Source organism: Nocardioides speluncae (genome assembly GCF_003121585.1).
Lineage (GTDB): Bacteria > Actinomycetota > Actinomycetes > Propionibacteriales > Nocardioidaceae > Nocardioides > Nocardioides speluncae.
Genome location: NZ_QEOO01000005.1, coordinates 82797 through 101692, shown reverse-complemented (window position 1 = coordinate 101692; position 18896 = coordinate 82797). Strand labels below are relative to the sequence as shown.

General features: G+C 69.6%; 22 protein-coding genes, 1 pseudogene and 1 riboswitch. Of the genes and pseudogenes, 19 read left to right on the top strand and 4 right to left on the bottom strand.

Annotation, left to right across the window (positions count from 1 at the left end; translation table 11 throughout):
* Positions 1 to 26: 26 nt before the first annotated feature.
* The 4 genes from DDV73_RS02880 (at position 27) to DDV73_RS02865 (ending at position 3763) form a co-directional block, all read left to right on the top strand.
* Entirely contained in the window at positions 27 to 542 is a 516-nt protein-coding gene (locus tag DDV73_RS02880) for a DoxX family protein (protein WP_240617070.1), read from the top strand.
* A gap of 154 nt (positions 543 to 696) precedes the next feature.
* Complete coding sequence (locus tag DDV73_RS02875) at positions 697 to 1335, top strand: DUF1345 domain-containing protein (RefSeq protein ID WP_109505790.1); 639 nt, start codon at positions 697 to 699, stop codon at positions 1333 to 1335.
* A gap of 14 nt (positions 1336 to 1349) precedes the next feature.
* Positions 1350 to 2762 carry a cytochrome ubiquinol oxidase subunit I gene (locus DDV73_RS02870; protein ID WP_206050671.1) on the top strand — a complete coding sequence of 471 codons (1413 nt, stop codon included), beginning with the start codon at positions 1350 to 1352 and terminating at the stop codon, positions 2760 to 2762.
* Positions 2759 to 3763: a cytochrome d ubiquinol oxidase subunit II gene (locus DDV73_RS02865; RefSeq protein ID WP_109505734.1), complete on the top strand. Its 1005-nt coding sequence runs from the start codon at positions 2759 to 2761 to the stop codon at positions 3761 to 3763. The genes DDV73_RS02870 and DDV73_RS02865 overlap by 4 nt, the downstream gene beginning before the upstream one ends.
* A gap of 8 nt (positions 3764 to 3771) precedes the next feature.
* On the opposite strand, the gene DDV73_RS02860 is transcribed toward DDV73_RS02865, so the two are convergent.
* Positions 3772 to 4812: an NAD(P)-dependent alcohol dehydrogenase gene (locus DDV73_RS02860; RefSeq protein WP_109505733.1), complete on the bottom strand. Its 1041-nt coding sequence runs from the start codon at positions 4810 to 4812 to the stop codon at positions 3772 to 3774.
* 64 nt (positions 4813 to 4876) lie between these two features.
* Positions 4877 to 5536, bottom strand: coding sequence for a SanA/YdcF family protein (locus DDV73_RS02855; protein WP_109505732.1), 660 nt, complete (start codon positions 5534 to 5536; stop codon positions 4877 to 4879).
* Positions 5537 to 5734: 198 nt separating this feature from the next.
* Here DDV73_RS02855 and DDV73_RS02850 point away from each other — a divergent pair, with 198 nt between their 5' ends.
* Both DDV73_RS02850 and DDV73_RS02845 read left to right on the top strand, forming a co-directional pair.
* On the top strand, positions 5735 to 6187 hold the full coding sequence (locus tag DDV73_RS02850; RefSeq protein WP_206050670.1) for an HNH endonuclease: 453 nt from the start codon (positions 5735 to 5737) through the stop codon (positions 6185 to 6187).
* Between the two features lie 58 nt (positions 6188 to 6245).
* Positions 6246 to 6524: a hypothetical protein gene (locus tag DDV73_RS02845; RefSeq protein WP_154402583.1), complete on the top strand. Its 279-nt coding sequence runs from the start codon at positions 6246 to 6248 to the stop codon at positions 6522 to 6524.
* Here DDV73_RS02845 and DDV73_RS02840 read toward each other — a convergent pair.
* Both DDV73_RS02840 and DDV73_RS02835 read right to left on the bottom strand, forming a co-directional pair.
* Positions 6521 to 6883 carry a hypothetical protein gene (locus tag DDV73_RS02840; RefSeq protein ID WP_109505730.1) on the bottom strand — a complete coding sequence of 121 codons (363 nt, stop codon included), beginning with the start codon at positions 6881 to 6883 and terminating at the stop codon, positions 6521 to 6523. The two genes, DDV73_RS02845 and DDV73_RS02840, sit on opposite strands and share 4 nt — an antisense overlap.
* A gap of 125 nt (positions 6884 to 7008) precedes the next feature.
* Positions 7009 to 7734 (bottom strand): class I SAM-dependent DNA methyltransferase, encoded by a 726-nt coding sequence (locus DDV73_RS02835; RefSeq protein WP_109505729.1) that lies wholly within the window; start codon positions 7732 to 7734, stop codon positions 7009 to 7011.
* Between the two features lie 227 nt (positions 7735 to 7961).
* Here DDV73_RS02835 and DDV73_RS29660 point away from each other — a divergent pair.
* From DDV73_RS29660 to DDV73_RS02765, 13 genes and pseudogenes are all read left to right on the top strand, one after another.
* Positions 7962 to 8387, top strand: a pseudogene (locus DDV73_RS29660) (sulfatase-like hydrolase/transferase); the annotation flags it as partial.
* Between the two features lie 127 nt (positions 8388 to 8514).
* Complete coding sequence (locus DDV73_RS29435; RefSeq protein WP_109505727.1) at positions 8515 to 9678, top strand: sulfatase family protein; 1164 nt, start codon at positions 8515 to 8517, stop codon at positions 9676 to 9678.
* Positions 9679 to 9769: 91 nt separating this feature from the next.
* On the top strand, positions 9770 to 11122 hold the full coding sequence (locus DDV73_RS02820) for a hemolysin family protein (protein ID WP_109505726.1): 1353 nt from the start codon (positions 9770 to 9772) through the stop codon (positions 11120 to 11122).
* Positions 11119 to 12159: a hemolysin family protein gene (locus DDV73_RS02815; protein WP_109505725.1), complete on the top strand. Its 1041-nt coding sequence runs from the start codon at positions 11119 to 11121 to the stop codon at positions 12157 to 12159. Before DDV73_RS02820 ends, DDV73_RS02815 begins: the two co-directional genes overlap by 4 nt.
* 111 nt (positions 12160 to 12270) lie before the next feature.
* Complete coding sequence (gene clsA, locus DDV73_RS02810) at positions 12271 to 12867, top strand: cardiolipin synthase ClsA (RefSeq protein ID WP_109505724.1); 597 nt, start codon at positions 12271 to 12273, stop codon at positions 12865 to 12867.
* Entirely contained in the window at positions 12864 to 13730 is an 867-nt protein-coding gene (locus DDV73_RS02805; protein WP_109505723.1) for a DUF881 domain-containing protein, read from the top strand. The genes clsA and DDV73_RS02805 overlap by 4 nt, the downstream gene beginning before the upstream one ends.
* Entirely contained in the window at positions 13727 to 14059 is a 333-nt protein-coding gene (locus DDV73_RS02800) for a small basic family protein (protein WP_109505722.1), read from the top strand. Before DDV73_RS02805 ends, DDV73_RS02800 begins: the two co-directional genes overlap by 4 nt.
* Positions 14052 to 15542 carry a DUF881 domain-containing protein gene (locus tag DDV73_RS28600; protein WP_206050669.1) on the top strand — a complete coding sequence of 497 codons (1491 nt, stop codon included), beginning with the start codon at positions 14052 to 14054 and terminating at the stop codon, positions 15540 to 15542. The genes DDV73_RS02800 and DDV73_RS28600 overlap by 8 nt, the downstream gene beginning before the upstream one ends.
* 37 nt (positions 15543 to 15579) lie before the next feature.
* Positions 15580 to 15966, top strand: coding sequence for a glycine cleavage system protein GcvH (gcvH, locus tag DDV73_RS02785; RefSeq protein ID WP_338066375.1), 387 nt, complete (start codon positions 15580 to 15582; stop codon positions 15964 to 15966).
* A gap of 151 nt (positions 15967 to 16117) precedes the next feature.
* Positions 16118 to 16642: an FHA domain-containing protein gene (locus DDV73_RS02780; protein ID WP_109505720.1), complete on the top strand. Its 525-nt coding sequence runs from the start codon at positions 16118 to 16120 to the stop codon at positions 16640 to 16642.
* Between the two features lie 3 nt (positions 16643 to 16645).
* Positions 16646 to 17371, top strand: a complete 726-nt coding sequence (gene ftsR, locus DDV73_RS02775; RefSeq protein WP_338066374.1) for a transcriptional regulator FtsR — start codon at positions 16646 to 16648, stop codon at positions 17369 to 17371.
* A 64-nt stretch (positions 17372 to 17435) separates the two neighbouring features.
* The gene (locus DDV73_RS02770) at positions 17436 to 17903 is read left to right on the top strand and encodes a bifunctional nuclease family protein (protein ID WP_109505718.1); all 468 of its coding nucleotides are present in this window, start codon (positions 17436 to 17438) and stop codon (positions 17901 to 17903) included.
* Between the two features lie 245 nt (positions 17904 to 18148).
* Positions 18149 to 18688, top strand: coding sequence for a MerR family transcriptional regulator (locus tag DDV73_RS02765; protein WP_476703539.1), 540 nt, complete (start codon positions 18149 to 18151; stop codon positions 18686 to 18688).
* 34 nt (positions 18689 to 18722) lie between these two features.
* A riboswitch (glycine riboswitch) is annotated at positions 18723 to 18838 on the top strand.
* The last annotated feature ends 58 nt before the right edge of the window (positions 18839 to 18896 follow it).

Below are 18896 nucleotides of genomic sequence, written 5' to 3'. Positions count from 1 at the left end.
GGACTCCTTGGAACACGGAGGCCGAAATGTCGATCATCGCCACACCCCGTCCGGAGTCCAGGACGAAGCTCGACCCGCCGGTGCGCGGCGGACCCTTCGACCGCGCCCTTGAGACTGCCGCCGCGTGGCTTGCCGCGCACAGCGTGCTTGCGCTGCGAGTCAGCCTGGGCCTGGTCATCGCCGGGTTCGGCTCGCTCAAGTTCTTCCCAGGCGCGTCGCCTGCCGAGGGGCTGGTCATGCAGACCACCGAGGCGCTGACCTTCGGGATGATCGGGGATACGACCGCGGTCGTGATCACAGCCGTCCTCGAGGTCTTCATCGGGTTCACGCTGATCACCGGTGTCGGCCTGCGGGCTGGGCTGCTGGCGACGGTCGGCTGGCTGGGCGGGATCCTGTCGCCGGTCGTGCTCTTCCCGGGCGAGATGTTCCCCGGTGGACTGCCGACGCTGGCCGCCCAGTACGTCCTCAAGGACATCATCTTGGTGGCAGCGGTCGCGGTCGTCGCGGCACAGGTGCTGGGAGCGCGGCTGGTGCGTTCATGACGCACGGCGGACAACGAAGGCCCGGGTCACTATCGACCCGGGCCTTCGTCATGTGCCCACCCACGGGCGGGCCGTGACCGTCCGTGGTCGGAGGCCGGAGTTCCGTCCGTGGTTCGACGCAGCACACCCTCCGAGCCGCGATACGTTCGTGGACGTGCACCTGGGTTCGTGGGTTCCGGTCGCCGCAGTGCCGCGACTTCTGTGTGCGCTTGCGGCAGGGCTGGCGGCCGCTGTCGCCGGCTGGCTCGCGAGCCCCGCGTACGGCGTACTCTTCGGTATCGCGACGCTGGCCACGGTCTTCGTCGTCCTCGGCTGGCTCGCGCTGTGGCCGATGGACGCGGCGGCGACGCGCGCCAACGTCGGCCGTGAGGACTTCCGGCCGCTGTTCGACGAGCTGGTCGTGGTGGCCGCGGCGCTGGGCGGCCTCGGCGGCATCGTCACCCTGCTGGTCAGCGGGGGAGCCGACGCCGGTGGCGGGCCAGCCGCGATCGCGGTGGTGGGCGTCTTCCTCGCGTGGGCCGCGCTGCACCTGATGTACGCGACCCGGTACGCGTTCGTCTACTACACCGCCGAGCCGGGCGGGATCGACTTCAACTCCGAGGACCCGCCGGCGTTCCGCGACTTCTTCTACTTCAGCTACAACCTCGGCATGACCTACCAGGTGTCGGACACCAACGTGACCAGCGCGGCCGTGCGCGCCGTCGTACTCCGGCACTGCCTGCTGTCCTATGTATTCGGCGCGGCCATCCTCGCCACCACCATCAACCTCGTTGCCGGCATCTTCACCGGCTGAGAACGGAGCGCGCCTTGCTGACCCCCGACCTCGTCGTCGATCTCGTGACCGTGGCGGAGCCCGCGGGGCTGCTTCCGGCACGGCAGCAGATGGCGCTGTCGCTGGGCTGGCACATCATCCTGGCCTGCTTCGGGGTGGCGTTCCCGGCCATGATCTTCGTGGTGCACCGGCGCGGCATCGTGCGCGACGACCCGGTCGCGCTGGAGCTGGCAAAGCGCTGGTCCAAGGTCTCCGCGGTGCTGTTCGCGATCGGTGCGGTCTCCGGGACCGTGCTCAGCTTCGAGATGGGCCTGCTCTGGCCAGGGCTGATGGGCACCTACGGCGACGTGCTCGGCCTGCCGTTCGCCTTCGAGGGGCTGTCGTTCTTCATCGAGGCGATCTTCCTGGGCATCTATCTGTACGGCTGGGGCCGGATGCCACCGCGGCTGCACCTGTTGATGCTGCTGCCGATGGCCGTGGCCGGCGTGGTCGGCACCTTCTGCGTGATCGCGGTCAACGCCTGGATGAACGCCCCCACCGGCTTCCGGCTCACCGAGAGCGGCGAGGTGGTCGACGTCCAGCCGTGGGCGGCGATGTTCAACGACCAGGTCTGGCTGCAGTTCGCGCACATGTGGGTGGGCGCCTATCTGGTGGTCGGGCTGAGCGTTGCCGGCGTGTACGCCGTCGGCATGCTGCGCGGGCGGCGCGACGAGCACCACCGGCTCGGCTTCCTGGTGCCGTTCGTCTTCGCCACGGTGGCCGCGCTCAGCCAGCCGTTCGTCGGCCACCTCCTGGGCCTGGGTCTCGGCGACCGGCAGCCGGCGAAGCTCGCGGCCTTCGAGCTCGCCGAGACCACTGAGAGCCCGTCGCCGCTGCGGATCGGCGGCTGGTACGCCGACGGCGAGGTCCACGGCACCATCGACATCCCGGTCCTCGGTTCGATCCTGGCCCAGAACTCGCTCGACAAGCCGGTGCGCGGGCTGGACACGATCCCGGAGGAGGACCACCCGCCGGTCAACATCGCGCACTGGGCGTTCCAGTCGATGGTCGGGATCGGCACCCTGCTCGCCGGAGCGGTCGCCCTGTTCTGGCTGGCCCGCTGGCGCGGCCACGACCTGCTGCGCAACCGCTGGTTCCTCAGATTCGCGGTCGCCGCCGGGCCACTCGCCGTACTCGCACTGGAGTCAGGCTGGGTGGCCACCGAGGTCGGCCGGCAGCCGTGGGTCGTCTACGGCTACCTGCGCACCGAGGACGCGGCGGGCAGCTACTCCGGCCTGTGGTGGCTGCTCGGGACGACCGTGGTCGTGTACGCCGCGATGACCGCCGGCGCGGTCGTCGTACTCAGATCGATGGCCCGGCGCTGGCGGGCCGGCGAGGCAGATCTGCCGAGCCCCTACGGGCCGGCCGAGCTGGCCAAGTCGGCGAGCACGACCGGAGGCGAACGATGAGCCTGGAGGTGATGGTCGCGGCGGCCCTCTTCGTCGGCGTGATCGCGTACGCCGTGTTCGGCGGCGCCGACTTCGGGTCCGGCTTCTTCGACCTCACCGCCGGTGGCACCCGCCGCGGCGCCGAGCTGCGCACCCTGGTCGACCACAGCATCGGCCCGGTGTGGGAGGCCAACCACGTCTGGCTGATCTATGTGCTGGTGATGTGGTGGACCGGGTTCCCGGAGGCGTTCGCGGCCGCGATGACCACGCTGGTCCTGCCGCTGCTGTTCGCGCTGTTCGGGATCGTGCTCCGTGGGGCGAGCTTCGCGTTCCGCAAGTACGCCGGCACTCTCGGCCAGGCCCGGCTGTTCGGCGTGGTGTTCGCGACGTCGTCGATCCTGACGCCGTTCTTCCTGGGTGCCGCTGCCGGCGCGATCGCGTCCGGCCGGGTGCCCGCGGAGGGGTACGGCGACCTCTGGTCATCCTGGGTCAACCCGACCTCGATCTTCGGCGGCCTGATCGCCGTCGGCACCTGCGCCTTCCTCGCCGGCACCTTCCTCACCGCCGACGCCGAGCGGAGCGGGCAGCACGGCCTCGCCGAGCTGCTGCGGGACAGGTCGCTGGTCGTCGGCGTCGTGACCGGCGTGCTGGTGTTCGCCGCGCTCGTGCCACTGCTCGACGACGCGCCGACCCTGAGCGACGGACTCACCGGCCGCGGCGCCCCGCTGATCGTGATCTCCGGCCTCACCGGAAGCGCCACGCTCGCGCTGCTGTGGCGGCGCACCTACGGTCCGGCCCGCCTCACCGCCGTCGCCGCGGTGGCGTGTGTGGTTGCGGGCTGGGGGATCGGGCAGTACCCGTGGCTGCTCGTGGACGAGCTTCGGATCGTCGACGCCGCCGGCGCCCGCGCCACCCTCCAGGCGCTGCTGATCGTGGTCGGCCTGGCCGGGGTGATCGTGCTGCCACTGCTGGCCTACCTGTACCGGCTCACCCAGTCGGAGAGCTGGTCCCAGCAGCGCTGAGGCTGAGGTCAGAGGGTCGCGATGTCGATCACGAACCGGTAGCGCACGTCCGAGGCCAGCACCCGCTCGTAGGCCTCGTTGATCTGCTCCGCGGCGATCACCTCGATCTCGGCGCCGATGCCGTGCTCGGCGCAGAAGTCGAGCATCTCCTGGGTCTCGCGGATGCCGCCGATCCCGGAGCCGGCGAGGCTGCGGCGCTGCGACAGCAGTGAGAACGCGCTGACCGGCATCGGCTCAACGGTGCCGCCGAGGTGGACCATGGTGCCGTCGGTCGCCAGCAGTCCGAGGTAGGCGTCGAGGTCGAGCGGGGAGCTGACGGTGTTGACGATCAGGTCGAACGTACCCGCCAGCTGCTGGAACGTGTCGGGGTCGCTGGTGGCGCGGTAGTCGCTCGCGCCGAGCCGCAGCCCGTCCTCGCGCTTCTTCAGCGACTGCGAGAGCACGGTGACCTCGGCGCCCATGGCCCGCGCGATCCGGACGCCGACGTGGCCCAGCCCGCCGAGGCCGACGATCCCGACCTTGCGGCCGGCACCGGCGTTCCAATGGCGGAGCGGGGAGTACAAGGTGATCCCGGCGCAGAGCAGCGGGGCGGCGACGTCCAGCTCGAGGCCCTCGGGGATCCGGACCACGAAGTCCTCGGTCACCACGATGTGGGTGGAGTAGCCGCCCTGCGTGGCCTTGCCGTCCTTGCCGATCGAGGCGTAGGTGTACGTCGCACCGGCCAGGCAGTACTGCTCCTCGCCGCGCCGGCAGTTGGCGCACTCGCGGCAGGAGTCGACCATGCAGCCGACACCGACCCGGTCGCCCACGCCGTGTGCCGAGACCGCGCTGCCGACCTCGGTGACGACACCGGCGATCTCGTGGCCGGGTACGACCGGGTAGGGCTGGCGGCCCCAGTCGCCGCGGACGGTGTGGATGTCGGAGTGGCAGATCCCGGCGTACTTGATCTCGGTCAGGACGTCGTGCGGCCCGAGATCCCGGCGCTCGATGGTGAGCGGCGCGAGCGGCTCGGTCGCGCTTTTGGCCCCGTAGGCGGAGACGGTCGGCACTGGTCCTCCTGGTGGTGGGAGCTGTCAGTCACAGCCAACCACGACCGGGAACGTCGGCACCCGGCTAGTCCGCGGCGAGCGCCTCATCCAGGGACCGCTCGTAGCGGCCGAGGTACTTCGGGTCGCTGCCGACCATCACGTCGAAGGACGCCTTGAGCGCCGCCGGCACCTCCCGGATCCGGTACGCGCGGTCCTTGCGGTCGGTGGCCGGCACGCCGACGCCGTACGTCGTGATCCCGGCGTGCTCGCACAGGAACACGGCCCGGGCCAGCGCGAAGTCCTGGGTGATGACGATCGCCTCGTCGACGCCGAAGATCCTGGCCGCCCGGATGCAGGAGTCGTTGGTGTCGAAGCCGGCGTGGTCGCCGACCACCTTGTCGGCCGGTACGCCGCGGTCGGTGAGCCAGCCGGTCATCGCCGCCACCTCGTCGTGCTCGTGAGTGCCGTGGTCGCCCGAGACCAGGATCGCGTCGACCTTGCCGGCGTCGTACAGATCCTTGGCCGCCTCCAGCCGCACCCGCAGGTAGGGCTGCGGCGTGCCGTCCGGGTAGATGCCGGCGCCGAGCACGATCGCGACCGGCGCGCTGGGCACGTCGTCTGTCGTGTGGTCGTCGCCGGCGGCCTGCACCCAGGTGTACGGCGCGATCGTCAGCGCCGTCCCGAGCAGCGCGGCGGCAACCAGGGCGCGCGCCCACCGCGTGCGGGGGAGTCGGATGGCCGGCATGCCGAAAAGCCTGACAGGCAAGGGCAAACGGCCGCCGAGTTCGCGAACGGAAAACTCGGGTGACCGACGCCGTAAGGTCGCCTACCGTTTTCTCGCGTGCTTCCTGAAAGAAGACAACGCTAATAGCCTGCATCCCGTATCCAGACGGAATGCAGGGCTGCGACCCGGCACAATGGTGGATGAGAGGAGGTGTTGATCGTGGCTCCGACGCACGTGACGCTCTACAACGCCTCCTTCGAGCCGCTCGGACGAGTTTCGTTCAAGCACGCGGTCAAGATGCTCTTCCGTGAGGTGGCCGTGGTGCACGAGCAGCTCGGCGACCGGATGATCGGCCCGCACCAGTGGCCGAAGGCCGTGCGCCTGGTTCGCTACATCAAGACCCACTGGATGTACCGCCCGGCGGGCTACTCCCGGGCCGGCGTGCTGCGTCGCGACCGGCACCGCTGCGGCTACTGCGGCAGCCAGGCCAAGACCATCGACCACATCGTGCCGCAGTCCCGCGGCGGCGGCTGGACCTGGCAGAACACCGTCGCGGCGTGTTCGGACTGCAACGGCAAGAAGGGCAATCGGACGCCGGCCGAAGCCGGCATGCGACTGCGCGAGACGCCGTACCAGCCGACGCGCGCGCAGCTCGCGGTCCTGCCCGGTTGATCCCATTTCGCCCGGCGCGCGACCGTTGCCTTCGTGGTCGTCGTTCGTTGCGTCGTTCGTGTCTGCGAGCCTTCCCGACCTCCGACAGTTCCGGCTGCACAAGGTGATCGACGACGTCGACTTCGAGGGCGAGCCCGTGCCCGGACTGCGCGGCACGTTCTACCGTCGAAGCGACGAGTCGGTCGGCGTGTACGCCCTCGCCGGCCGAGAGGTCTTCATGGCGTGGGGGTACGTCGGCGAAGAGCACTGCCGGTTCAATGCAGTACGCCGCGCGGACGGCATCTGGGACCGTCCGCGCCCGGGCTGCCCCGACATTACGGCCCTGCGGACTTCCTAGGCGGTCCGCCTGGCTGCACCCGGCGAGGCGGTCAGGCGGACCGTGAGGATCGCCGCCATCGTCACGAGCAGGGCACCGACCATGGTCGCTGCGTGAGCGGCCGGGTCCGGGAGCGGGTTGAACGCGACGATCGCGACCGGGAGCTGCACCACCGCCATCAGGGCCAGCATCAGCCCGCGGTTCTCACGTCCCCAGAGCAGGACGGTGAACAGCGGCGCGGCGACCACGGCGAGGCTCGCGGCGTCGAGGAGCATATGCAGCCAGGGGTTGCTGACCTTGTCGTGGGCGAACGCGTGAGCGGGGGTCGAGACGAGGAGGAGCAGTGTGGCCAGAGCGAGGGTTACGGCGATGCGACGCATGAGGTGATCCCTTCCGTGGCGAGCTGACTTCCGACACTCACCAGGGTAGAAGCGCAAAGGGACAAATCGGAAGGTTTAGGATGCCCTTAGCCACCCATTGGACATGCCGCGTGGCGGCTGCCAGCTCACCTGCGGCGGGTGAGGAAGACGAACTCCTTGCCCGGCCGGTCCGGAGCGTCTCGCACCTCGACCACGTCAAAGTCGTGGGTGCCTAGGTCGTGCCGCACTTCCATCTCGTCACGGAAGCGCAACGTCGAGATCGACGGCACCACGATGCCACCCAGTGTCGTCGTCGACTCGAACGTCACCAACGGCAAGGCGACCTCGGTGACGGTCCTCGAGACCGTCACGGCCGCGCCGCCCGGCGTGGTGACCACCGTCGGTGCGACGTCCCAGTGCTCCCAGTCTCGTGCCTCGGGGCGGCGGGTCTCGAACACGAACCAGCCACCGGGGCGCAGGCAGTCGCGAACCGCGCTCAGGGTGAGCGTCCAGTCCTCGTCGCTGACGAAGACCTGGGCGACGTTGCCGGTCATGACGGCGAGGTCCGCGCCGAGTCCCAGGGCCACGAGGTCGGTGGCATCACCGTGAACCCACCTCACCCCGTCCGCGTTCGGCTTCGCGCGCGCCACCTCCAGTGAGGCGCCGGCCGGATCTACGCCGACGACGGTCTTGCCCAGTCCGGCGAGACGAACTGCCAGCGAACCGGTCCCGCATCCAACATCGACGACGGTGTCGGCCGCCAGCTCCTCTGCGATCGCCACGTACGCGTCGAGATCGGAGCGGTCGCCGTCGAAGACGTCGTAGAGGACGGCCAGGCGCGGGTCCGCGAAGGCGGGATCGGGTGCACGCATGCTGCTGACGCTAGGGACGACACTGCATCCACGGCACCTCGATTTTTTGGCCGCGCGCTGATGATTGGCCGGATCGTGACCTGATTCAGGCAACCTACTGGGCATCCGCGGCGTCAACTCTGTGTACGCCTCCCAACAGCGGGGAGGGAGGCGGTAGTGTGTAAGTGCACTTGCTTACATATATATCCGAACGGGGGACCTTCACCTTGCGCAGACTCCTGCTGCTCATGGCGGCCGTGCCACTCGCGCTCGTGATCGGACTCGTACTGGTTCCTCGGGACCAGAGTCCGCAGTCAGCCGAGGTGCGGGAGCCGGTAGCGGCACGAGTCCCGCCGCAGATGGACCCGCCGGCGATCGACCGGGGGAGCGAGCCGAAGCGGCGCGGCAAGCCGAACCTCGTGTACGTGATCGCCGACGACATGCGCTGGGACGACCTGCGGTTCGCGCCGAACGTCCGGCGGCTGATCCAGGAGCGCGGCGTCTCGTTCGAGAACTCGTTCGCCAACTATCCGCTGTGCTGCCCGGCGCGCGCGACGTACTTCACGGGGCAGTACGCCCACAACCACAAGGTGCTCACCCACGAGCCGCCGTACGGCTTCGCCTCCTTCGACGACTCCAGCACCCTCGCCGGGTCGCTGGCGCGCGCCGGGTACCGCACCGGCTTCGTCGGGAAGTACCTCAACGGGTACGGCGCCCAGAACTCGCGGGTGACCGGCGAGCCGTCGTACACCTACGTCCCGAACGGCTGGACCGACTGGTACGGCGCGGTCGAGTGGCCGGGTGCGCCGTACCCCGAGGGCGACACCCTACAACTTCTTCAAGACCGCCTACAACATCAACGGCGTGCCGACCGGCGCCCGCTTCCACGGCGAGTACCAGACCGACACCCTCGGCCGGTTCGGCCGCGAGCTGGTCGGCAAGTACGCCGGGCGGAAGCCGTTCTTCCTGTACCTCTCCTTCGTCGCGCCCCACCACGGCGACCCGGACGAGGCCGACGACCCGCACCCGGTCCAGCGGGCCGACGGCAGCTGGCAGGAGTTCCCGACCACCGCTCGCCCGGACTGGGTGAAGGGCCGCTTTGACCACCTCATCCGGCACGCACCGGGCGTCCTGCCGTCCGGCGAGACCGAGGCCGACGCCACCGACAAGCCCGGCTACCTCCAGACCCGGCCGGAGCTCACCGCGGCCGAACGCGCCGCGCTGGTCGAGGTGACCCGTCAGCGGGCCGAGGCGATCTACGTCATGGACCTCCAGATCGGCCGGCTGGTGCAGCGGCTGAAGCAGACGGGGGAGTGGCGCGACACGATCTTGATGTTCACCTCCGACAACGGCTACTTCCTCGGCGAGCACCGGATCCGGCAGGGCAAGACCACGGCTCACGAACCGTCGCTGCGGGTGCCGTTCCTGATGGTCGGGCCGGGCGTCCCGAGCGGGGAGCAGCGGTTCGACCCGATCACCACCGTGGACATCACCGCGACCCTGCTCGACCTTGCCGGTGCGGCAGCCGACCCGCCGGCGGCGCCCGACGGCGTGAGCGTGGTGCCGTCGTTGGACCACGGCGACCAGGGCTGGGACCGGCCGGTGCTGAACGAGGCACTCCTGCGCTTCATGACACCCAGCGAGCCCGGCTTCGACGAGCGCGGCTCGATCGGCATCCGCACCAGCCGCTGGTCGATGATCCGCTACGCCAACGGCGCCGGCGAGCTCTACGACCTGCGCACAGATCCCAGCCAGCTGACCAACCTCTTCCGGGTCAAGCAGTACGCCGACGTGCGGGCCGCGCTGACCAAGGTCTGGTGGCAGGTCAAGGACTGCCAGGGCGCGGCCTGCCGCACGGCCGTACTCCCGCCGTCGCTGCGCGCGACCCCAGAAGAGGCGGCCGACGACTACCGGACCTGGGCCGGCGGCGTGCGTGGGGGCAACTCTCCCGTTGTCACCCGCTAGAGTGAACACGTTCCGCCGCCGATTGAAAGACAACAACCCGCAGCCCCATGGACGGCCCTCAAAGTCCCACGCTCTCTGATGGAGAGCGCCAATGACCGAATGGATCCTTCTCGGGATCTCACTTCTACTTGTGCTCGCATGCGGTCTCTTCGTCGCCGCTGAGTTCGCCTTCGTCACCGTCGACCGCGGTGCCGTCGACCGCGAGGCCGCGCAGGGCGACGCCCGCGCCCGCGGCGTACAGCGTGCCCTGCGCAGCCTCTCGACCCAGCTCTCCGGCGCCCAGGTCGGGATCACGGTCACCAATCTGGCCATCGGCTTCCTGTCCGAGCCGGCGATCGCCCGACTCGTGGACGGTCCGCTCGAGGCGGCAGGCATGCCGTCGAGCGCCGTACATCCGGTGGCGATCGGGATCGCGCTGGCGCTCAGCACGGCGCTGACGATGATCTTCGGGGAGCTCGTCCCCAAGAACCTCGCGATCGCGCGCCCGATGCAGACCGCCAAGGCGACCCAGGGCTTCCAGCGCGGCTTCACGACCGCGAACGCCTGGCCGATCCGGCTTCTCAACGGCTCGGCGAACGCGTTGGTGCGCCGGTTCGGGATCGAGCCTCAGGAGGAGCTGCGGTCGGCCCGCAGCTCGGCCGAGCTGGCGTCGCTGATCCAGCGGTCCGCAGACCAGGGGACGCTGGACCAGGAGACCGCCGAGCTGATGGAGCGGTCGGTGCAGTTCGGCACCCGGACCGCCGGCGAGATCATGACCCCACGGGTGCGCACCCACACGCTGGAGACCAACGACCGGGCCAGCGCGGTCATCGAGCTGGCGCAGGGCACGGGCCACTCCCGCTTCCCGGTGCTGGCCGCCGACGACAGCGTGGTCGGCACCATCCACGTCAAGCACGCGGTCGCGCTGCCTATGCGCGAACGCGCCACCACGAAGGTCAAGCACATCATGGTCGCGCCGATCGAGGTGCCGGACTCGCTGCGGCTGGACCCGCTGCTGGAACTGCTGCGCGACGACGGCTTCCAGATGGCGGTCGTGCTCGACGAGTACGGCGGTCACGCGGGCATCGTGACCCTCGAGGACGTGGTCGAGGAGATCGTCGGCGACATCTCCGACGAGCACGACCCGCTCGGTGCCCGGGCGCGGCACCGGCGCGACGGCAGCTGGTCGCTGTCCGGTCTGCTGCGGCCCGACGAGGTCGAGGACATGACCGAGGTGACGCTGCCCGACCACGAGGACTACGACACCATCGCCGGGCTGGTGGTGCGCGAGCTCGGCCGGATCCCGGTCGCCGGCGACGTCGTCGAGATCCAGCTCCCGCTGACCGTGGACATCGAGGACGACGAGCCGACGCCGCGCACCGCCGTACTCACCGTCGAGCACATGGACGGCCGCCGGGTGGACCGGGTCGGGCTGCAGGTGCGGGTCGACGAGGCGGAGTCATGAGCACTACGACCGCCCTCATCATCGCCGTCACCCTGCTCGTCCTGAACGCGTTCTTCGTCGGCGCCGAGTTCGCGCTGATCTCGGCCCGGCGCAGCCAGATCGAGCCCCGCGCGCAGGCGGGCTCGTCGATGGCCCGCACCACGCTGTGGGCGATGGAGAACGTCTCGCTGGTGATGGCCGGCGCGCAGCTGGGGATCACGATCTGCTCGCTCGGTCTCGGTGCAGTGGGGGAGCCAGCGGTGGCGCACCTGCTCGAGCCGGTCTTCCATGCCGCGCACCTGCCCGACGCGATGCTGCACCCGGTCGCGTTCGTGGTGGCGCTGGCGATCGTGGTGTACCTCCACGTCGTGCTGGGCGAGATGGTGCCGAAGAACATCGCCCTGGCCGGTCCCGAGCGGGCCGCGCTGACCCTCGGCCCGCCGATGGTCGCGATGGTGACGATGCTGCGCCCGCTGGTCGTCGTCCTCAACGCGATCGCGAACGCGACGCTGCGGCTGTTGCGGGTCGAGCCGAAGGACGAGGTGAGCTCGGCGTACACCCGCGAGGAGGTGGCCGCGCTGGTAGAGCAGTCGCGCGGCGAAGGTCTCCTTGCGGCCGACGAGTACTCGCGGCTCGCGGGTGCGCTCGGGTTCACCGAGAAGACGGTCGCGTCGGTGCTGATGCCGCTCGACAGCCTGGCGACGGTACGCCGCGGCTCGAGCGGCGCCGACGTCGAGGAGCTGTGCGCGGCCACGGGCTTCAGCCGGTTCCCGGTCGCCGCCGAGGACGGCGAGCTGCTCGGCTACCTGCACATCAAGGACGTGCTGGAGACCGACGAGGGCCGCCGCAACCGGGTGATCAACGACAAGTGGGTGCGGCCGTTCGCCGGTGTCCGCGCCGGCGACGCGCTGCACGACGCACTCGAGACGCTGCAGCGCCGCGGGGCCCACCTGGCCCGGGTCGTCGACGACGACGGTGATCTCCTCGGGCTCGCCACCCTGGAGGACGTCCTCGAGGAGCTGGTCGGCGAGATCCGCGACGCGGCCCACCCTGGCTAGGTACAGCTGGGTGGTCCATGCCTCTCCCGGGCCGAAGGCCGGTTATCGTGTGCACCACCAAGTAGCTGCCGAACAGCCCCACCGACGACACCGAACAAGCAGGAAGTGACTGTGCCCGACCACTCCGAGCGCACGCAGCGCGTGTGGACGGTGCCGAACCTCATCAGCATGGTGAGGCTTGCTGGTGTGCCCGTGTTCCTGTGGCTGGTGCTGGGGCCGGAGGAGGACGCCTGGGCGCTCGGGCTGCTGATGGTCGCCGGGATCACCGACTTCCTGGACGGCTACCTGGCCCGCAAGCTCGACCAGCGCTCGAACCTCGGGGAGATCCTCGACCCGGTGGCCGACCGGCTGTACATCCTCGCCGTGGTCGTCGGCCTCGCGCTGCGCGACATCATCCCGTGGTGGGTGGCGGTGGTGCTGCCGCTGCGCGACCTCTTCCTATGGGGCTTGGTGCCGTTCCTGCGGATGCGCGGCTACAGCGCTCTCCCGGTGCACTTCCTCGGCAAGGCTGCGACCTTCAACCTCCTCTACGCATTCCCGCTGCTGCTGCTCGGTGACGGCGAGGGCGTGGTCGCGACCCTGGCCAAGGTCTTCGGCTGGGCGTTCGCGTTCTGGGGGATCGGGCTGTACTGGTGGGCAGGACTGCTGTATGCGTGGCAGGTCCGAAAGCTCCTCGCCGACACCGACCGAAGGGCGGCCCACTCATGACGTCTGCCCGTCCCGGCATGGACAGCGACCTGCCCGAGCACGTCACCCGGCCGCTGCTTGAGCGGATCACCGAGGAGTCGCTGGACAAGGACTACCAGCTGGCCGCAGCTCGCAACGGTGGCGGCACCACGGGGTCGGGAAGCACGAAGGTCATGACCGCGATCGTGGCGGCCGTGATCGCGATCTTGGTGATGACCGCCGCCGCCCAGACCTCCCGGCAGGCCGAGGCGACCGCCGACGACCGGGCCAGCCTGATCTCCCAGATCAACGACCGCCGCGACGACCTCGACGTACAGCAGGACAAGCGCGGCGACCTGCTCGACGAGACGACCGCGCTCGAGGAGCGCGCTTCCGATGCCGAGCAGCGCGAGCAGACCGCGTCCGACGAGGTGCTCCGGCTGAAGGCCCTGACCGGGTACGTCGCGGTGCGCGGCCCGGGGGTGCGAGTCGAGGTCGACGACGCACCGAACGGAACCCTTCGGGAGTCGGTGCAGGCCGAGGACCTCGCGATCCTGGTCGACGGGCTGTGGAATGCTGGGGCAGAGGCGATCTCGATCAATGGGGAGCGGCTGACGGTGTTGTCGGCGATCGGCAACTCGTCCCGCGCGATCGTGGTCAACAGCCGGCCGCTGACGCCGCCGTACACAATCCTGGCGATCGGCGACAAGCAGACGATGCAGGCGCGGTTCGCGCAGAGCACGCACGGCCAGCAGTGGAGCGTCTGGGCGGCGCAGCTCGGCTTCGTGTTCAGCATGGAGAACGAGGACGAGTTGCGGGTGCCCGGCGAGTCGTTGACTACGCTGCGTTCAGCCGTGGCTCTCGGGACAGACGGAAACAAGCCACAACAGGAGGTCGCACCGTGATTGCAGCAATCGGGCTGCTGGGGGGAATCATTCTCGGGTTGATCCTTCAGCCTGAGGTGCCACAGGGATTCGAGCCCTACCTTCCCATTGCGGTGGTGGCCGCACTCGACGCGGTCTTCGGCGCGCTGCGCGCCTATCTGGACGGGATCTTCGACGACAAGGTCTTCATGGTGTCGTTCCTCAGCAACGTGATCATCGCGGCCGCCATCGTCTACCTGGGCGACAAGCTCGGCGTCGGTGGGCAGCTGTCGACAGGCGTCATCGTCGTCCTCGGGATCCGGATCTTCAGCAACGTCGCCGCGATTCGCCGGCACCTGTTCAATGCGTAGGTCGAAGCGGGCGTCCAAGGCGACGCCGAAGCCGAAGACCGACGGGGCCGCCGCCTCATCGGACAGCGACGTTGCCTCCGACCTGCCGGTCGAGACAGAGAACGCCGTCGCTCGCTGGTCCCGCCCGACGCCGACCGTTGCTCCGGAGGACGTCGAGTCTGACGAGGCGGAGGACTCGACGACCGAGGTCGAGGTCGTCCCCGGGGAAGCTGTGGAGACCGCCACCGAGCCGGTCAAGGGCGCCAAGCCCGAGCCGGAACCTGAGCCGGAGCCCGAACCGGAGCCCGAGCCGGAGCCGGAGCCCGAGCCGGAGCCCGAACCGGAGCCGGAAGCTGAGCCGGAAGCTGAGCCGGAACCTGAGCCGGAGCCGGAGCCGGAGCCGGAGCCGGAGCCCGAGCCGGAATCTGAGCCCGAGCCGGAGCCGGAGCCGGAACCGGAGCCCGAACCGGAGCCCGAACCGGAGCCCGAGCCCGAACCGGGGCCGGAGCCGGAACCGGAGCCGGAGCCGGAACCGGAGCCCGAGCCGGAACCGGAGCCCGAACCGGAACCGGAGCCCGAACCTGAGCCCGAGCCCGAGCCCGAACCGGAGCCCGAGCCCGAACCGGAACCTGAACCCGAACCGGAGCCCGAGCCCGAACCGGAACCTGAACCCGAGCCCGAACCCGAGCCGGAACCCGAGCCGGAACCCGTTGCTAAGGCATCCGAGGCCGAGGTGCTCGAGGTCGGTGAGGCGCCCGCTACGGCGACGCCGAAGGAGGACGGTCTGACCGGCCGCCGCCGGCTCGTCCAGGCGCTGGTGAAGCCGTCCAGGTCCCAGCTCGGCGTTGGCGTGCTGCTCGCGGTGGTGGGCTTCGCCGCCGTCACCCAGGTGCGGTCCAACGAGCAGGACGACAGCTATGCCGGCGCGCGCGAGCAGGACCTCGTGGACGTGCTGAGCGCGCTGTCCGGCGCGTCGCAGCGGACCCGTTCGGAGATCGAGCGCCTGGAGCAGTCCAAGCGCGAGCTGCAGGCAGACACCTCGAACAGCCGGGCCGCGCTGGAGCAGGCCCAGGAACAGGCCGAGGCACTCCGGATCCTTGCCGGGACGGTGCCGGTCACCGGACCGGGGCTGCGGGTGACGATCACCGACCCGAACGGCGCCGTCGACCTCGACATCCTGCTCGACACGATTCAGGAGCTGCGCACCGCCGGTGCCGAGGCGATGGAGTTCAACGACGAGGTGCGGCTGGTGGCCCAGACCGCGCTTGAGGACGGCATCGGCGGGATCATCGTCGACGGCAAGACGGTCACCGCGCCGTACGTCATCGACGTGATCGGCGAGCCGCACACGCTCGAAGGCGCACTGACCTTCCCCGACGGGCCGAAGGTCTCGGTGCAGGAGGACGGTGGCGAGCTGATCTCCACCGAGCACGAACGGCTCGACATCGAATCCGTCGTCGAGCAACGTGACACCGAGCACGCGGACCCGGACGGGCCGGAGTAGCCTGCATCCGACCACCTGTGAAGCGATGGAGGAAAGCGTGTACCCCGAAGACCTGAAGTACACCAAGGAGCACGAGTGGATCCGGGTTCCTGGCGACAGCGAGGGCTCGATCCGGATCGGGATCACGGACTTCGCGCAGGACGCCCTAGGCGACATCGTGTACGTCGCGCTGCCGGAGGTCGGTGAAGAGGTCGAGGCCAACGCCGCGTGCGGCGAGCTCGAGTCGACCAAGTCGGTCAACGACGTCTACGCGCCCGTCGCCGGCAAGGTGGTCGCCCGCAACGAGGCGCTCGACGCGACGCCCGAGCTGGTCAACCAGGATCCCTACCAAGGCGGCTGGCTGTTCGAGCTGGTCCCGACGACCCCGGCCGACGTGGACGCGCTGCTCGACGCCGCCGCGTACGAAGCCGGCTTGACCTCCTAAGCCCCGATCGGCCTTAACCTCCCGGTTCCTTTCGGTTCCGTCCAGTACTTTCTTGATCCGAGTCACCCTGCTGATAGGTTCGGGCACATCAGTCTCGACCTGTCCTTGAGGGTTAGGTCGCTACCCACGCGAGACTCTGGCGGAGGATGACATGCCGTTCTGCACGAACTGCGGGAAGCAGAATCCCGAGGATGCTCGGTTCTGCTCGCAGTGCGGCCATCGCCTGGTCTCCGAGGGTGCGGCCGAGGGTGAGCCGCTGAACGAGATCACGGCGACGCATTCGTTCGGCGGACCCCCGGAGAAGGCCGAGCCGCTCGACCGGCACCTCAACCCGGCCGACTCCGCGGCCGTCGATGCGCTGCCTGCCGGCCACGCCCTGCTGGTCGTGCAGCGCGGTCCCGGCGCCGGGTCGCGGTTCCTGCTCGACACCGACCTGGTCACCGCGGGCCGGCACCCGGAGAGCGAGATCTTCCTCGACGACGTGACCGTCTCCCGCCGGCACGCCGAGTTCCGGCGTACCGCCACCGGCTTCACGGTCAGCGACGTCGGCAGCCTCAACGGCACCTACGTCAACCGCGACCGGATCGACGAGGTGGCCCTCCAGGAGGGTGACGAGGTGCAGATCGGCAAGTACCGCCTGGTCTTCTTCGCCAGCCACGCGAGCCAGATCGGCTGAGCCGTGCAGCCCGCAGCGTCACCGCGGCCGCGGATGAACATCGGCCAGGTGTTGGATCTGCTGCGCTCGGAGTTTCCCGGTGTGTCGATCCCGAAGATCCGGTTCCTGGAGGACAAGGGGCTGATCTCGCCGGAGCGAACGCCGGCGGGCTACCGGAAGTTCTCGTCCGCCGACATTCAGCGGCTCCGCTACATCCTCACCATGCAGCGCGACCACTACCTGCCGCTGAAGGTGATCGGCCAGCACCTGGACGCGATGGACCGCGGCCTCGAGCCGCCGCCCATCGAGTCGGTGGTGCCGACGGTGCCGAAGGTCGCGCTGGCCAGCGACGGGCTGCCGAGTGCGTCGTCGTTCACCAACCGGTCGGACCTGCGGCTGTCTCGCAAGGAGCTGCTGAAGACCGCCGAGGTGTCCGAGGAGCTGCTGGCGCAGCTGGAGAACTTCGGGCTGGTGCGCAGCAGCCACACCGGCCACTACGACAGCGAGGCGCTAGTGGTCGCGAAGACCGCCTCCGAGCTGGCCGACTTCGGCTTCGAGCCGCGCCACCTGCGCGCCTTCAAGACCGCCGCTGACCGGGAGGTCGGGCTGGTCGAGCAGGTGGTGGCACCCCTGAAGCGAGGGCGGGACACCTCCGCCCAGGCCCGTGCCGAGGACGCGGTGGGGGAGATCGCGGCCCTGTCGGTCCGGTTGCATGCCACCTTGGTGAAGATCGGCTTACGAGGTTCCTGACCGAGGGGCGAGTTGTTCAACTCGACCTGCCACCCCGTGTTCTTGCTCGGAGTAGGGTGAAGAGGTGCGCGAAGTCGACGTCATCGGAGTCCGGGTCGAGATGCCCTCGAACCAGCCGATCGTGCTGCTCCGAGAGGTGTCCGGCGAGCGCTACCTGCCGATCTGGATCGGCGCGGTCGAGGCGACCGCCATCGCGTTCGCCCAGCAGGGCGTCGTACCCCCGCGGCCGCTGACCCACGACCTGATGCGCGACGTGCTCGAGGCCACCGGCAACGAGCTCACCGAGGTCCAGATCACCGACATGAAGGACGGCGTCTTCTACGCCAACCTGGTGTTCGGCTCGGGGGTGGAGGTCAGTGCCCGGCCGTCCGACTCGATCGCGCTGGCGCTGCGGACCGGCACCAAGATCATGTGTGCCGAGGAGGTGCTCGACGAGGCCGGTCTGGCCGTCCCGGCCGAGCAGGAGGACGAGGTCGAGAAGTTCCGCGAGTTCCTCGACCAGGTCACTCCGGAGGACTTCGAGTCGCACTAACCCTCTACTTGAGGTTGATGGTTGCGACACACCAGCGCGGCGCGTGGACATCGTCAAGGGACCGGCCTACCTTGGAGTGTCTCTGTTGTAACTCCAACGTTGTGGTTGCCGTTCGTCGTGTACGCCGGTCGCCCGACACCTTCCCCCTCGGAGTTACGCTGAACGGAGTATCCGACGGAGGGTTCCACGTGGGTGTGAACGAGAACGGTCAGCCGGAGGCCGGCGAAGAGGTCGCCGAGGCCGCGGTGCAGGCTGACGAGCAGGGTCTTCTGTTCACCGACGACGTGTCACCGCTGCCCAGCGACTCCGGCTACCGAGGGCCTACCGCCTGCAACGCTGCCGGCATCACCTACCGCCAGCTCGACTACTGGGCCCGGACCGGCCTGGTCGAGCCGACCGTGCGCGGCGCCTCCGGGTCCGGCTCGCAGCGGCTCTACTCCTTCCGCGACATCCTGATCCTCAAGGTCATCAAGCGCCTGCTGGACGCCGGCATCTCGCTGCAGCAGATCCGCACCGCCGTCCAGCACCTCCGCGACCGCGGCACCGACGACCTGACCCGCGTCACGCTGATGAGCGACGGCGCGTCTGTCTACGAGTGCACCAGCAACGACGAGGTCATCGACCTGCTGCAGGGCGGTCAGGGCGTGTTCGGCATCGCGATCGGCGGCGTCTGGCGCGAGATCGAGGGCACCCTCGCCGAGCTCCCGAGCGAGAAGGCCGACCAGGCGGATGCAGAGCCGGCCGCCGACGAGCTCGCCGCGCGTCGCGCGCGCAAGATCGGGTAACTCCCACCGCCCGTTGTAGAGTTGACCCGCTGACTTATCCCGCACGGGAGAGTCTTCGCTCGGTTCCAGCGCAGCCTGGAGCCGGGATCGGAGCGCCGAAGGGGCAAATCCTCCCCGGAACCTCTCAGGCGCCAGGACCGTGCGGGTCAGGCAACTCTGGAGGCCGTGTCGTGTGACCGGCAGGGCTGACAGAGGGGGAGGCGACCCG

Coding starts and splice junctions, on each gene's coding strand:
- DDV73_RS02880 (WP_240617070.1), top strand. CDS start 27: ATGTCGATCATCGCCACACCCCGTCCGGAGTCCAGGACGAAGCTCGAC.
- DDV73_RS02805 (WP_109505723.1), top strand. CDS start 12,864: ATGACGTCTGCCCGTCCCGGCATGGACAGCGACCTGCCCGAGCACGTC.
- DDV73_RS02780 (WP_109505720.1), top strand. CDS start 16,118: ATGCCGTTCTGCACGAACTGCGGGAAGCAGAATCCCGAGGATGCTCGG.
- DDV73_RS02815 (WP_109505725.1), top strand. CDS start 11,119: ATGAGCACTACGACCGCCCTCATCATCGCCGTCACCCTGCTCGTCCTG.
- DDV73_RS02865 (WP_109505734.1), top strand. CDS start 2,759: ATGAGCCTGGAGGTGATGGTCGCGGCGGCCCTCTTCGTCGGCGTGATC.
- DDV73_RS02820 (WP_109505726.1), top strand. CDS start 9,770: ATGACCGAATGGATCCTTCTCGGGATCTCACTTCTACTTGTGCTCGCA.
- DDV73_RS02835 (WP_109505729.1), bottom strand. CDS start 7,734: ATGCGTGCACCCGATCCCGCCTTCGCGGACCCGCGCCTGGCCGTCCTC.
- DDV73_RS02840 (WP_109505730.1), bottom strand. CDS start 6,883: ATGCGTCGCATCGCCGTAACCCTCGCTCTGGCCACACTGCTCCTCCTC.
- DDV73_RS02855 (WP_109505732.1), bottom strand. CDS start 5,536: ATGCCGGCCATCCGACTCCCCCGCACGCGGTGGGCGCGCGCCCTGGTT.
- DDV73_RS28600 (WP_206050669.1), top strand. CDS start 14,052: ATGCGTAGGTCGAAGCGGGCGTCCAAGGCGACGCCGAAGCCGAAGACC.